This is a genomic window from Isoptericola sediminis (genome assembly GCF_013085345.1).
GTDB classification, from domain to species: Bacteria; Actinomycetota; Actinomycetes; order Actinomycetales; family Cellulomonadaceae; genus Isoptericola; species Isoptericola sediminis.
This window is the reverse complement of sequence record NZ_JABFAJ010000024.1, coordinates 1-13185: the sequence shown is the minus strand read 5'-3', so window position 1 is coordinate 13185 and position 13185 is coordinate 1. Positions and strand designations below refer to the sequence as shown.

Sequence of the window (13185 nt, the reverse complement as noted above, 5' to 3'; positions counted from 1 at the left end):
GGCGACGGCAGGACCGGTCAGGAGGCCGGCGGCGCGGGGCGATCGGTGGCGAAGGACCGACCGCGGAACTCGGCGACCACGTCGCCGCGCTGGTCGGCCACGGTGACGTCGTAGAGGCCGTTGCGCCCCCGGAGCCAGCGCCGCTCGGCGGTGGCGGTGAGCACGTCACCGGACCGGCTCGCCCTCGTGAAGACGATGTCGGCCCCCGCGGCGACGACCGGCGTCGCCCCCTCGTTGCAGGCATAGGCGAACGCCGTGTCCGCGAGGGCGAAGACCATGCCGCCGTGCGTGATCCCGAACCCGTTCACCATCCCCTGGCCGACGCGCATGGACAGCACCACGCGGCCGCGCTCGAGCACCTCGACACGGATGCCGAGGGCGTCCTTCGCGGGGTCGTCCTGGAACATCGCCGTCGCCGACCACGTGGGATCGACCTCGATCGCGTCGTCGGCACGTCCGCTCGTCGGGGGGTTCGTCGTCGAACTCATCTGCGCTCCGTTGCGTGGGCCGCGGTGGGAGCCCGCCGTCCTGCTTCGTTGCGGCCCCGCCCGATCCGTGGCTATGCTCAATGAACGGTCGGTAAGTAATTCCTGGCCGGAACCGTACCACCCCTCCCCACCGGCGGGAGAGGGCCGACGACGGCCCCCGGGGACCCTGACGCAAGGAGGCAGCAGATGGTCACGACCACGGCCGAGCTCGCCGAGGACGAGGACGGACGGGCTCGCTTCGACGCGCTCATCGCGGCGGACCAGCGCATCGAGCCGCGCGACTGGATGCCGGACAAGTACCGCAGGACCCTCGTCCGGCAGATCTCGCAGCACGCCCACTCCGAGATCATCGGCATGCAGCCGGAGGCGAACTGGATCACCCGCGCGCCGAGCCTCAAGCGCAAGGCGATCCTCATGGCGAAGGTCCAGGACGAGGCCGGGCACGGGCTGTACCTCTACGCGGCGGCCCAGACGCTCGGCATCTCGCGCGAGGAGATGACCGCGCAGCTGATCGAGGGCCGGGCCCGCTACTCCTCGATCTTCAACTACCACACGCCGACGTGGGCGGACATGGGGGCGATCGGATGGCTCGTCGACGGCGCCGCCATCTGCAACCAGGTGCCGCTCTGCCGCGCCTCCTACGGGCCCTACGGCCGGGCGATGGTGCGCATCTGCAAGGAGGAGTCGTTCCACCAGCGTCAGGGCTTCGAGATCCTCTACGAGCTCTCCCACGGCACACCCGAGCAGAAGCAGATGGCGCAGGACGCGGTGGACCGCTGGTACTGGCCGTCGCTCATGATGTTCGGCCCCAGCGACGACGCCTCCCCGAACTCGGCGCAGTCGATGGCCTGGAACATCAAGCGGTTCTCCAACGACGAGCTGCGCCAGCGCTTCGTCGGGATGTGCGTCCCCCAGTTCGAGGCCCTCGGCCTCGAGTGCCCGGACAAGGACCTCCGCTACGACGAGGAGACCGGCACCTGGATCACCGGCGAGATCGACTGGGACGAGTTCGCCGCCGTGCTCGACGGCCGCGGCCCGGCGAACGCCGCACGGCTGCGTCACCGCCGGGAGGCGCACGACGACGGAGCGTGGGTCCGCGAGGCGGCCGCCGAGTACGCCCGCAAGCAGCATGACAGCGAGCGCGTCGCGGTCTGAGCAGCGACCGCCCGCCCCATGGACACCGAAGGAGACGAGGATGCCGACACCGGGTGAGACGGGAACCGAGGCATGGCCCCTGTGGGAGGTGTTCGTCCGCGCGAACCGCGGGCTGAGCCACGTCCACGCCGGGTCGCTGCACGCGCCCGACGAGGCGATGGCGCTGCGCAACGCCCGCGACCTGTACACGCGGCGCAGCGAAGGGGTGTCGATCTGGGTGGTGCCCGCCGCCGCGATCACCACGAGCGACCCCGACGCGAAGGGCGCCTTCTTCGAGTCGCCGGCCGGGAAGAACTACCGCCACGCGGTCTACTACACCCGCGCGGAGGGGGTGAAGCACCTGTGAGCGAGCACAGCGGGGCGCACGGTGACGTGAGCGTCGACGAGCTGACCCTTGCCGAGGAGCTGCTGGGCTCCGGCACCACGGCGACGCCCCCGGTGGCGGAGTACGCGATGCGGCTGGGGGACGACGCCCTGATCCTCTCCCAGCAGCTCGGCGGGTGGATCTCGCGCGCGCCCGAGCTCGAGGAGGACCTGGCGCTCGGCAACATCGCGCTCGACCTCATCGGCCATGCGCGCGCGCTGCTGCGCTACGCCGGCACGGCGTCGGACCGCTCGGAGGACGACCTCGCGTTCTGGCGCGACGAGCCCGAGTTCCGCAGCTGCTGGCTGGTGGAACAGCCCAACGGCCACTTCGGCGACACGATCGCCCGACAGTTCCTCTTCTCGGCCTACCAGGTCGAGCTCTACCAGGCGCTGGCGACGAGCACCGACCCGTCGCTCGGCGCGATCGCCGGCAAGGCCGAGCGCGAGGTGGCGTACCACCTCGACCACGCCGCGCAGTGGATGCTGCGGCTCGCGGGCGGCACGGAGGAGTCGCGGGGCAGGATCACCGTGTCGCTGGGCGACCTGTACCCGTACGTGGACGAGCTCTTCGAGGACGACGAGCTCACCGACCGTCTCGCCGGTGTCGCACCGCGACCCTCCTCGCTGCGAGCCGGCTTCGACCGCACCGTGGCCTCCGTGCTGGCGGAGGCAGACCTGGAGACTCCCGCGGTGAAGCCGGCTCGCGGGGACGGGCGCCGTGGCGGGCACACGGCGTCGATGGGCTACCTCCTCGCGGAGATGCAGTGGCTGGCCCGCCGCCACCCGGGAGCCACCTGGTGACGGGCACCCGACCTCACGAGCCCGCCGCGGCCCGCGTGTGGGACATCGCCGCGGAGGTCCTGGACCCGGAGGTGCCCGTCCTGACGATCGAGGACCTCGGGGTGCTCAGGACGGCCGAGGCCGACGAGCGAGGGGCCGTCCGGGTCGTGCTCACCCCCACGTACTCGGGCTGCCCCGCGATCGACCAGATGCGCGACGACGTCCGCTCCCGGCTCCGGGCCGCGGGCTACGAGCAGGTCGTGGTCGAGTACACCCTCGCCCCGGCCTGGTCGACCGACTGGATGAGCGAGGCCGGCAAGCGCAAGCTCGCCGACTACGGGATCGCGCCACCGGACTTCCGCGCCGCCTCGCGCAGGGGCCCGGTTCTCGTGCAGCTCTCGGTCAGGTGCCCGCGCTGCGGCTCGACCCGCACCCGTGAGGTCGCCCGCTTCGGCTCGACGTCGTGCAAGGCGCTCCACGAGTGCCTCGACTGCCTCGAACCGTTCGACTACTTCAAGGTCCACTGATCTCGCACGAGTCCCGGAAGGGAAACCATGGCCACCACCACCGTCGGTGCGAAGAAGCGCGCGACGTTCCACGAGCTCCGTGTCGCCGAGGTGCGGCGCCTCACCGGGACGAGCGTGGAGGTCACCTTCGAGGTGCCCGAGGAGCTCGCTGACGCGTACCGCTACCTCGCCGGGCAGTACCTCGCCCTGCGCACGACGATCGAGGGCGAGGACGTGCGCCGCTCCTACTCCATCTGCCGGCCACCCGCCGACGGCCGCATCTCCGTGGCCGTCAAGCGCGACCACGGCGGGCTCTTCTCCACCTGGGCCAACGACGAGCTCCGCGCCGGCGACACGCTGCAGGTGATGACCCCGCAGGGTGCGTTCACCTCGAACCTCACGGAGCTCGAGGGGCGGCACGTGGTCGGGATCGCGGCGGGGTCGGGCATCACACCCGTCATCACGATGGCGCACCAGGTGCTGCAGCACAGCGCGACGAGCCGCTTCGACCTGCTGTTCACGAACCGCTCGTCCCACGACGTGATGTTCGTCGAGGAGCTCGCCGACCTCAAGGACCGGTACCCCCGGCGCTTCGCGATCCACCACGTGCTCTCGCGCGAGCAGCGCTCGGCCCCGATCATGTCGGGACGTCTCGACGAGGAGCGGCTGCGCAGGATCCTGACCTCGGTCGTGCCCGTCGAGATGGCGGACGAATGGGTGCTGTGCGGCCCCTTCGAGCTCGTCCAGCTGTGTCGCGACCTCCTCGACGGGTACGGGGTGGACGCCGCGCACGTGCGCTACGAGCTGTTCACGACCGGCGAGCCCGGCGCCCCGTCCACGCGCCCGCGTCCCGTCGAGGTCCGGGCCGGCGAGAGGACGGTCACCGTCGACATCAACCTCGACGGGACCTCGGCGTCGGTCGAGAGCCCCCTCAGCGCGAACGAGACGATCCTCAACGCGGCGCTCCGCGTGCGACCGGACGCACCCTTCGCCTGCACGGGCGGGGTGTGCGGCACGTGCCGGGCCCGCGTCCTGGAGGGGTCCGTGACGATGACCGAGAACTACGCGCTCGAGCCCGACGAGGTCGAGAACGGCTACGTCCTCACCTGCCAGTCGCACCCGCAGTCCGACCACGTGGCCGTCGACTACGACGCCTGACCCGAGAGAAGGTACCGACCGATCATGATCACCCTGTCGATCGCCGACGACGTGGCCGAGGTCGTCCTCGACGCACCCACCCGCCTCAACGCACTCGGGCCCGACGACGTGCGCGAGCTCTCCGCCGCCTACACGCAGGCGGCGGAGGCGGGCGTGCGCGCGCTGGTCCTGCGTGGCGAGGGCCGCGCGTTCTGCGCGGGCCGGGACATCTCGGGGGTCGACCCCCGGGAGGACGACGTGCTCGGGTACCTGGAGGGGCTGATCCAGCCGCTGCTCGAGCAGATGAGCGCGTTCCCCGCCCCCACCTTCGCCGCCGCCCACGGAGCCTGCCTCGGCGTCGGTCTGGGACTGCTCGTCGCGAGCGACGTCGTGTACGTCGCCGACACGGCCAAGATCGGCAGTCCGTTCGCGAACCTCGGCGCGACGCTCGACTCCGGCGGTCACGCGCTGTTCCACGAGCGGCTCGGGGCGCACCGCACGCTCGACCTCGTCTACACCGGACGGCTGATGTCGGGGTCCGAGGCCGTGGCGGCGGGCCTGTTCTCCCGCGCGATGCCCGCCGACGAGGTGCTCGACACCACGCGTGCCGCGGCCGCGACAGCCGCCCGCGGGGCGACGCAGGCGTTCCTCGCGTCGAAGGCGCTCGTGCGCGACCTGCGCGACCGCCGCGTCGGCCTGTGGGAGTCGATGTCCGCGGAGAACCGCGCGCAGGCCGCCCTGTGCGACACCGACGACTACCGCGAGGGCTTCGCCGCGTTCCAGGAGAAGCGGACACCGGTGTTCACCGGCGGCGAGCGCGGCGGTGTCGCATGAGCACGGCGAGGGTGACGGACCCCGGGACCGCTCCGGTCGGCGCCGGCAACTGGGTCGCGCAGAACGGCTCGGGCGAGCTCGCCGACATGATGGGCATCGAGTTCCTCGAGTACACGGTCGAGCGGACCGTCGGGCGGATGCCCGTGCGCGGCAACCGCCAGACGGTGGGCTACCTGCACGGCGGGGCGTTCGTCGTCCTCGGCGAGTCGCTCGGGTCGATGGCCGCCAACCTCCATGCCGGCGCGGGACGCCTCGCCGTGGGTGTCGACGTCAACGCGACGCACACGCGATCGGCGACGGAGGGCTACGTCACGGGCGTGTGCACGCCCGTCCACCTGGGGCGTTCCCTCACCGTGCACGAGATCGTCGTCACCGACGACGACGGCCGGCGCTGCTGCACGATGCGCATCACCAATCTCGTCAAGGACGCGCCCGGCCCGTAGCGGTCCGCCGCACGGCCCGCTCGTCCCCCTCACCGAAACGCTCGGTCGCCCCCGCGGGGTGACACCGCGCAGACAGGAAGGTCCATCCCCATGCCCGAGGCATATCTCGTCGACGGGGTCCGCACACCGGTCGGCCGGTACGGCGGAGTGCTCGCCGGCGTCCGCCCGGACGACCTGGCCGCGCTGGTGGTCGGCACGGTCCTCGAGCGGTCGGGCGTCCCCGCGGACGCGGTCGACGAGGTCGTCCTCGGCGCGGCCAACCAGGCCGGCGAGGACAACCGCAACGTCGCCCGCATGGCGGTGCTGCTCGCCGGACTGCCCGACTCCGTGCCCGGGTACACCGTCAACCGTCTGTGCGCGTCGGGCATGACCGCCGTCGCCAACGCCTCGCAGGCCGTTCGTGCGGGTGACGCCGACCTCGTCGTCGCGGGCGGTGTCGAGTCGATGACCCGCGCGCCCTGGGTGCAGGAGAAGCCCGCCCGGGCCTGGGGCAAGCCGGGCGCACAGTTCGACACCTCGATCGGCTGGCGCTTCCCCAACCCCGTGCTCCTGCGGCGCGACAAGGCGACCTACTCGATGCCGGAGACCGCGGAGGAGGTCGCCCGCGTCGACGGCATCAGCCGTGCCGACGCGGACGCCTTCGCCGCGGAGAGTCACCGCCGCGCGATCGCCGCGATCGACGCCGGCCGCTTCGCCGACGAGATCGTCCCGGTCAAGGCTCCGCACGGCCGTAGGGAGGCCCGGCTCGTGGACACCGACGAGGGCCCTCGCCCCGGCACGACCACGGAGGTGCTGGCGGGCCTGCCGCCCGTCGTCGCCGGCGGGAGCGTCGTCACCGCGGGCAACTCGTCGTCCCTCAACGACGGCGCCTCGGCACTCGTCGTCGCGAGCGGCGACGCCGTCGACAGGTACGGGCTCCGGCCGCGGGCGCGCATCCTCACGAGCGTGTCGGCCGCCCTCGCCCCCGAGATCATGGGCCTCGGCCCCGTGCCCGCGACGCAGAAGGCGCTCGAGCGCACGGGGCTGTCGGTCGCCGACATCGGCGCGGTCGAGCTCAACGAGGCCTTCGCCACCCAGTCGCTCGCCACGATCCGCCGGCTCGGTCTCGACCCGGCCACCGTCAACGTCGACGGCGGCGCGATCGCGTTGGGCCATCCCCTGGGCTCCTCGGGGTCGCGACTGCTCGTGACCCTGCTCGGCCGCATGGAGCGTGAGGGGTCGCGCTACGGCCTCGCCACCCTGTGCGTCGGCGTCGGCCAGGGGTCCGCCACCGTCGTCGAGAGGATCGATCCGTGAGCCGAGCGACGGACGTGAGGAGCACGGCTCCCCTCAGGATCGAGGACCGCGGGACCCACGTGCTCGCGAGCCTCGACCGCCCCGAGAAGCGCAACGCGATCGACCAGGAGCTGGTCGACGCCCTGCACGCGCTGTGCGCCGACCTCGAGGAGGAACCGCGCACGCTCGTGCTGCGCGGCGAGGGCGGCGACTTCGCCGCGGGCGCCGACATCGCGCAGCTGAGAGACCGACGAGCGGCAGATGCTCGTGCCGGCATCAACACCCACGCCTTCCTGCGTGTCCGTGCCCTCCCGATGCCCGTGATCGCCGTGCTCGACGGTTTCGCGCTCGGCGGCGGCGCGGAGCTCGCCTACGCGGCCGACGTCCGCATCGGCACCCGCTCCCTGCGGATCGGCAACCCCGAGACCGGCCTCGGCATCATCGCCGCGGCCGGGGCGACGTGGCGCCTGCCGGAGCTCGTCGGTGAACCCCTGGCGGCCGAGATGCTCCTGACAGGGCGTGTCCTCGACGGTGCCGAGGCGTTCGCCGCCGGGCTGGTCACCCAGCTGCACGACGACGGCGCCGCCGCGCTCGTGGCGGCCGCGGGCATGGCCGACCGGATCGCGAGACTCGACCCCGCAGCGCTCCAGGCGTCCAAGCGTGCGCTGCGAGCCCCGCGGAGCGAGCACCCCCAGGTGGATCTCGCGGAGCAGGCGATCCTCTTCGAGAGCCCCGAGAAGACGCGCCGCATGACCGAGTTCCTCGAGCGGAAGCAGCAGAGCAGATGACGAGCGCACCTCGCCCCGCACCCCGGTCCCGCCCGGACGGCACGGTCCCCGCGCGCGTCGGCGTGCTCGGCGGTGGCCGCATGGGCGGCGGGATCGCCCACGCCTTCCTCCTCGCGGGGGCCTCGGTCACCGTCGTCGAGCGCGACGTCGAGTCGGCGGCGGGCGCACGAGCACGCATCGAGAGGAGCATCGACACCTCCCTCGCACGCGGCTTCGACGGAGACGCCGCGGCACTGCGGCGAGCCCTCACCGTCGCCCCGGACATCGGTGCCTTCGGCGCCTGCCGGCTCGTGCTCGAGGCGGTACCGGAGTCGCTCGACCTCAAGCTCGAGGCCCTCCGCGAGATCGAGCGACAGCTGCCGGCCGACGCCGTGATCGCCTCGAACACCTCCTCGATCCCGCTCGCCCAGCTCGCCGACGGGCTGGAGCGGCCCGAGCAGTTCATCGGACTGCACTTCTTCAACCCGGTGCCGGCCTCGACGCTGGTCGAGGTCGTCGTCCACGGGCGCAGCGGACCCGGCCTGCCAGACCTGGCGCGCGGCTGGGTGCACGCGCTCGGCAAGACCCCGATCACCGTCACGGACGCGCCGGGCTTCGCCTCGAGCCGGCTGGGCGTCGCGCTCGCGCTCGAGGCCATCCGGATGGTGGAGCAGGGCGTCGCGAGCGCGCAGGACATCGACCTCGCCATGGAGCTCGGCTACCGGCACCCGACCGGCCCGCTCCGCACCACCGACCTCGTGGGCCTCGACGTCCGCCTCGGCATCGCCGAGCAGCTGGAGCGGGACCTCGGTGCTCGCTTCGCACCGCCGCAGCTGCTCCGCGACATGGTGGCCGCGGGCACGCTCGGCCGCAAGAGCGGCCGCGGCTTCTACGACTGGAACGACAGCTGACCGCGGCTCGGCCGCACGAACGGAGGACTGATGACGCGCACGTTGCAGAGCTATGTCGAGGACACCTGGTGGAGCCCCGCCACGAGCGCGACCGGCACCGAGGTGCGCGATGCCGCCACCGGCGAACCGGTCGCGATCGTCTCCAGCGAGGGCCTCGACCTCGCCGGCGCGATGGAGCACGCCCGCACCGTCGGCCAGGCGAGCCTCGGCCGGCTCACGTTCCACCAGCGCGCGGTGCTGCTGAAGAAGCTCGCGCTCGTCCTCACCGAGCGCAAGGCCGAGCTCTACGAGCTGTCCTCCCGCACGGGCGCGACGAAGTCCGACTCGTGGATCGACGTCGACGGCGGCATCGGGGTGCTGTTCACCTACTCCGGGAAGGGCAGGCGCGAGCTCCCGAACTCGACCGTGCAGCTCGACGGGCCGCTCGAGCCGCTCTCGAAGGACGGGTCGTTCCTGGGACGCCACGTCCGCACGACCCTGCCGGGCGTCGTCGTGCAGATCAACGCGTTCAACTTCCCCGTCTGGGGTCCGCTCGAGAAGTTCGCCCCGGCCTTCCTCGCGGGCATGCCGACGATCGTCAAGCCCGCCACACCCGGCGCGTACCTGACCGAGCACATGGTGCGGATCCTCGTCGAGTCGGGTCTGCTGCCCCCGGGTTCGCTCCAGCTCGTCTCCGGCTCCGTCCGAGACGTCCTCGACCATGCCCGGCTCGGCGACGTCGTGGCCTTCACCGGCTCGGCGTCGACGGCCGACCTGCTCCGGCGCCACGACGCCGTCAGGTCCGGCGGCGTCATCTTCGGCGCCGAGACCGACTCGATCAACGCCTCCGTGCTCGGCCCCGATGCGGTGGAGGGCACCGCCGAGTTCGACGCCTACGTGCGTCAGCTCGTCACCGAGATGACCGCGAAGTCGGGGCAGAAGTGCACCGCGATCCGCCGCGCGATCGTCCCCACGGCGAGCGCCGATGCCGTGGTCGAGGCCGTGCGACGGCGTCTCGAGGCGAAGGTCGTCGTGGGCGACCCCCGCGACGAAGGCGTCACGATGGGCCCGCTGGTGTCGGTCGACCAGCGCGACGAGGTCCTGCGCCAGGTGCGCAGGCTCGCCGACGGCGGGGGGAAGATCGTGGTCGGTGACCAGCAGGAGGAGGGTCGTGACAGCGCCTTCCTCTCCCCGATCCTGCTGCGCTTCGAGGACGCGGAGGCCCCGCGGGTGCACGACACCGAGGCGTTCGGCCCGGTGTCCTCCGTGATCGCCTACGACACCCCCGAGCAGGCCGCGGAGCTCGTCGTGCGCGGCGGTGGCTCGCTCGTCACGAGCGTCGCCTCGGCCGACCCCGGGTTCGTCGCGACGCTGACGCGGCGAGCGGCCTCCGCCAACGGCCGGATCCTCGTGCTCGACGCCGCCGCGGCACGCTCCTCCACGGGGCACGGCTCTCCCCTGCCGATGCTCGTGCACGGCGGGCCCGGACGTGCCGGTGGCAGCGAGGAGCTCGGCGGCGTGCGCAGCGTCTTCCACTACATGCAGCGCACGGCGATCCAGGGCAGCCCCGAGATGCTCACGGCGATCACCGGCGTGTGGCACCCGGGCGCGGCGACCCGCGGCGACGCGCACCCGTTCCGGAAGTCGCTGGACGAGCTCCGCGTGGGCGACCAGGTGGTGTCGGAGGAGCGCGAGGTCACCCTCGACGACATCACCCACTTCGCCGAGTTCACGGGCGACACCTTCTACGCGCACACCGACGAGGAGGCGGCGGCCGCGAACCCGTTCTTCCCCGGGCGGGTGGCCCACGGCTACCTGCTGCTCTCCTTCGCGGCAGGCCTGTTCGTCTCGCCCGAGCCCGGCCCCGTGCTCGCGAACTACGGACTGGAGAACCTGCGTTTCACGACGCCGGTGTCCCCGGGTGACAGGATCCGCGTGGCGCTCACCGCCAAGCAGATCATCCCCCGCGAGACCGACGACTACGGCGAGGTGCACTGGGACGCCGTGCTGACCAACCAGGACGACGAGACCGTCGCCACCTACGACGTGCTCACGCTGGTCAGCAAGGACGCCCACGCGGGATAACGCGGCACGGCGCACGACGGGCCCCGGCGGAGACCAGCTCTGCCGGGGCCCGTCCACGTCCTGCCGGCGGTCGTCCCCACCCTTCGGGCCCCGCTGCGACGGGCGCGGCGGCGCACCCCGGGAACGACGAAGGCCGGCCCACCGTGATGGTGGACCGGCCTCGTGCGACGTGGAGCTGAGGGGACTCGAACCCCTGACCCTCTGCATGCCATGCAGATGCGCTACCAGCTGCGCCACAGCCCCGTGAACCGACCGAAGGTCTGATTCGTGGAGTTCCGGGGGGCTTGCCCCCTCGGGAACGTCGTTATCTTAGGCAGACTTCGGCTCAGGTTCCAAATCCGCGTGCGGGCCCGCCTGCCAGCGGTCCAGCGGGTAGCCGGCACCGACGTTGTGCGCCACCAGCCGCCACCCCGGGACCGCTCCGGGCGCGGATCGGTGCAGGTGGGACCAGTGCACGTTGTGCATGCCGGAGATCCCGCGCCACGCCGTCGCGTCCAGGTCGAGCAGCCCGGTGATGGCCAGCGAGATGGCCGCCCCGTGCGAGACCACGACGAGACACTCGTCACCGTCGAGCAGGTCGGCGTGGTCCCGGACCGCCGCGGTCGTCCGCGCGGCGACCTCGGCCTTCGTCTCGGCGTCCACGCCGCGGGGTTCCCCGCCGCGCCGCCACGTCGCGTACTCCTGGGGCCAGCGGTCGACGATCTCGTCCTGGGTCAGACCCTCCCACTGGCCGAAGGACCGTTCGCGCAGCCGCGGGTCGGTCTCGACCGGCAGGCCCATCAGCTCGGCGTAGGCGGCCGCGGTGTCGGCGGCCCGTTCGAGGTCCGAGGACACGACCCGCGCGGCACGGTGCGAGGTCGCCAGCGCGGTCGCACCCTGCTCGGCCTGCCAGCGGCCGACCTCGTCCAGCGGGATGTCGACCTGGCCCTGCAGCCGCATCGTGGCGTTGTAGGCGGTCCGACCGTGCCGCAGCAGGACGACGGTGCGGGCGGTCATCGCCTCACATCCCGCCGTGCAGACGGATCGCACCGTCCGCGCCGTCGTCCCCGAACTCGGCGCGGGCCGCGGCGCCGTCGCCCCCGCGGGCGTCCGGCGGCAGGTCCACGGACGGGCAGTCCTTCCAGAGCCGCTCGAGCGCGTAGTAGACCCGGTCCTCGGCGTGCTGCACGTGCACCACGACCTCGCCGAAGTCGAGCAGGACCCAGCGCGCCTCGGACTTGCCCTCCCGCCGCAGCAGCTTGGCCCCCGCCTTGTGCATGGCCTCCTCGACGGCGTCGACGACGGCCACCACCTGGCGCTCGTTGGTCCCGGTGGCGATGAGGAACACGTCGGTGAGCACCAGCTGCTCGCTCACGTCGAGCGCGATGATCTCCTGCGCCTTGCGCTCGGACGCGGCTCGCGCCGCGACCACGGCCAGCTCGACGGCACGGTCGGTCGCGGTCATCGACGTCCTCCCAGATCGGTCGTGGCGGTCGCCACGGGGGTCGGCGGCACCGGCGCGGACGCCTCCTCCGGGGCGAAGTCGTCCGGCGGGCTGAGCACGAGGTTCCAGATCAGCAGCCCCAAGACGAACGCGACGACGACCAGGATGATGTAGTGCAGCCACGTGTAGGAGGGCTCGTGCTCGTCGTCCCAGTCCTCCTCGTCGTCCTCGAGGTACCGGGGACCGGCCGGACCCGGGGGCTGGGCCGCGAGCCCGCCGAACGGCGAACCGGTGGTCGGTGGGACGGAGGCCGGCGCGGCGCCGGTCCCCGACGACGGCGAGCCCCACGGCAGCGCGGGCCCGTCCGTGCCCGGCGCCTGCCGCGAGGCACCACCCGGTCCCGGGGAGGCGCTGGGCCAGGCGGGCGGAGGCGTGGTGCCGGCCTGCGTCTCGCTCCGGCCGGGCGCCCCGAAGGGAGAGCCGGCGCCGAAGGCCGACCGGCGCCCGGGCGTCGTCCCCTCGGACGGGGCCGGGGCCGGCGAGGAGCCGGACGCCGCCCCGGCGGACGGGCCGGGGCCGAACGGGGAGGGCGGCGTGGACGCGGGCGGGGTCGACGCGGGCGGCGCCGACGTCGGCGGGGTGTCGTTCCGCGGCGCCGACGGCGCGGGACCCGGCGTGGGCGGGGTGGCCGACCGGGACTCCGGAGGCTGCCCGAACGCCCGGGTCGAGGCGCGGCGGGCCGTGGCCGAACCGCCCTGCGCACCGGAGGGCGGGAAGCCCGCCGAGGGTGCGGCGGACGAGCCGTCGCGCGGGGGCGCGGCGTCGTTGCGCTGCACGGGCGCCAGCCGACCGGTCTCGTCCAGACCGCGCACACCGCCGGACGAGCTCGGCGGGCGGACGGTGGGCGCGGGGGCCGGCGCCGGGGAGGCCGAGGAGCGTTCCCGCATCGCCCGGCGGGACGGGGGCGGCGTCGGTGCGGCGCGCGGGGGCGTCGGCGCGTCGCCCGTGGCGGGGGCAGGCGCCGGCCCCGGCGACG

Annotated in this window: 14 protein-coding genes, 1 tRNA gene and 1 pseudogene; 11 read left to right on the top strand and 5 right to left on the bottom strand. The window is 73.2% G+C overall.

Annotated elements, in window-relative coordinates:
* Positions 1 to 17 precede the first annotated feature (17 nt).
* Positions 18 to 488, bottom strand: a complete 471-nt coding sequence (paaI, locus tag HLI28_RS12495) for a hydroxyphenylacetyl-CoA thioesterase PaaI (RefSeq protein ID WP_216077724.1) — start codon at positions 486 to 488, stop codon at positions 18 to 20.
* Between the two features lie 186 nt (positions 489 to 674).
* Here paaI and paaA point away from each other — a divergent pair, with 186 nt between their 5' ends.
* The 11 genes from paaA (at position 675) to paaZ (ending at position 10726) form a co-directional block, all read left to right on the top strand.
* Entirely contained in the window at positions 675 to 1643 is a 969-nt protein-coding gene (gene paaA / locus HLI28_RS12490; protein WP_171247901.1) for a 1,2-phenylacetyl-CoA epoxidase subunit PaaA, read from the top strand.
* A 40-nt stretch (positions 1644 to 1683) separates the two neighbouring features.
* Positions 1684 to 1989, top strand: coding sequence for a 1,2-phenylacetyl-CoA epoxidase subunit PaaB (gene paaB, locus HLI28_RS12485; RefSeq protein WP_171247900.1), 306 nt, complete (start codon positions 1684 to 1686; stop codon positions 1987 to 1989).
* Positions 1986 to 2810: a 1,2-phenylacetyl-CoA epoxidase subunit PaaC gene (paaC, locus tag HLI28_RS12480; RefSeq protein ID WP_171247899.1), complete on the top strand. Its 825-nt coding sequence runs from the start codon at positions 1986 to 1988 to the stop codon at positions 2808 to 2810. The genes paaB and paaC overlap by 4 nt, the downstream gene beginning before the upstream one ends.
* Positions 2807 to 3316 carry a 1,2-phenylacetyl-CoA epoxidase subunit PaaD gene (paaD, locus tag HLI28_RS12475; RefSeq protein WP_171247898.1) on the top strand — a complete coding sequence of 170 codons (510 nt, stop codon included), beginning with the start codon at positions 2807 to 2809 and terminating at the stop codon, positions 3314 to 3316. Before paaC ends, paaD begins: the two co-directional genes overlap by 4 nt.
* A gap of 27 nt (positions 3317 to 3343) precedes the next feature.
* The gene (gene paaE, locus HLI28_RS12470; RefSeq protein ID WP_171247897.1) at positions 3344 to 4453 is read left to right on the top strand and encodes a 1,2-phenylacetyl-CoA epoxidase subunit PaaE; all 1110 of its coding nucleotides are present in this window, start codon (positions 3344 to 3346) and stop codon (positions 4451 to 4453) included.
* 24 nt (positions 4454 to 4477) lie between these two features.
* Positions 4478 to 5266 (top strand): enoyl-CoA hydratase/isomerase family protein, encoded by a 789-nt coding sequence (locus HLI28_RS12465; RefSeq protein WP_171247896.1) that lies wholly within the window; start codon positions 4478 to 4480, stop codon positions 5264 to 5266.
* Positions 5263 to 5709 (top strand): PaaI family thioesterase, encoded by a 447-nt coding sequence (locus HLI28_RS12460; RefSeq protein WP_171247895.1) that lies wholly within the window; start codon positions 5263 to 5265, stop codon positions 5707 to 5709. The genes HLI28_RS12465 and HLI28_RS12460 overlap by 4 nt, the downstream gene beginning before the upstream one ends.
* A gap of 90 nt (positions 5710 to 5799) precedes the next feature.
* Entirely contained in the window at positions 5800 to 7005 is a 1206-nt protein-coding gene (locus HLI28_RS12455; RefSeq protein WP_171247894.1) for a thiolase family protein, read from the top strand.
* Positions 7002 to 7772, top strand: a complete 771-nt coding sequence (locus tag HLI28_RS12450) for an enoyl-CoA hydratase/isomerase family protein (RefSeq protein ID WP_343035823.1) — start codon at positions 7002 to 7004, stop codon at positions 7770 to 7772. The genes HLI28_RS12455 and HLI28_RS12450 overlap by 4 nt, the downstream gene beginning before the upstream one ends.
* A complete protein-coding gene (locus tag HLI28_RS12445) occupies positions 7769 to 8662 on the top strand; it encodes a 3-hydroxyacyl-CoA dehydrogenase family protein (RefSeq protein WP_171247893.1) in 894 nt (297 codons plus the stop codon). The genes HLI28_RS12450 and HLI28_RS12445 overlap by 4 nt, the downstream gene beginning before the upstream one ends.
* A gap of 30 nt (positions 8663 to 8692) precedes the next feature.
* Positions 8693 to 10726 (top strand): phenylacetic acid degradation bifunctional protein PaaZ, encoded by a 2034-nt coding sequence (gene paaZ / locus HLI28_RS12440; protein WP_171247892.1) that lies wholly within the window; start codon positions 8693 to 8695, stop codon positions 10724 to 10726.
* A 170-nt stretch (positions 10727 to 10896) separates the two neighbouring features.
* Here the strand turns inward: paaZ and HLI28_RS12435 are convergent.
* From HLI28_RS12435 to HLI28_RS12420, 4 genes and pseudogenes are all read right to left on the bottom strand, one after another.
* Positions 10897 to 10969: transfer RNA gene (locus HLI28_RS12435), tRNA-Ala, on the bottom strand.
* Between the two features lie 66 nt (positions 10970 to 11035).
* The gene (locus tag HLI28_RS12430; RefSeq protein WP_171247891.1) at positions 11036 to 11722 is read right to left on the bottom strand and encodes a histidine phosphatase family protein; all 687 of its coding nucleotides are present in this window, start codon (positions 11720 to 11722) and stop codon (positions 11036 to 11038) included.
* 4 nt (positions 11723 to 11726) lie between these two features.
* Positions 11727 to 12170 carry a ribosome silencing factor gene (rsfS, locus tag HLI28_RS12425; protein ID WP_171247890.1) on the bottom strand — a complete coding sequence of 148 codons (444 nt, stop codon included), beginning with the start codon at positions 12168 to 12170 and terminating at the stop codon, positions 11727 to 11729.
* Positions 12167 to 13185: pseudogene (locus tag HLI28_RS12420) on the bottom strand (hypothetical protein); the annotation flags it as partial. The pseudogene HLI28_RS12420 and the gene rsfS, both read right to left, overlap by 4 nt.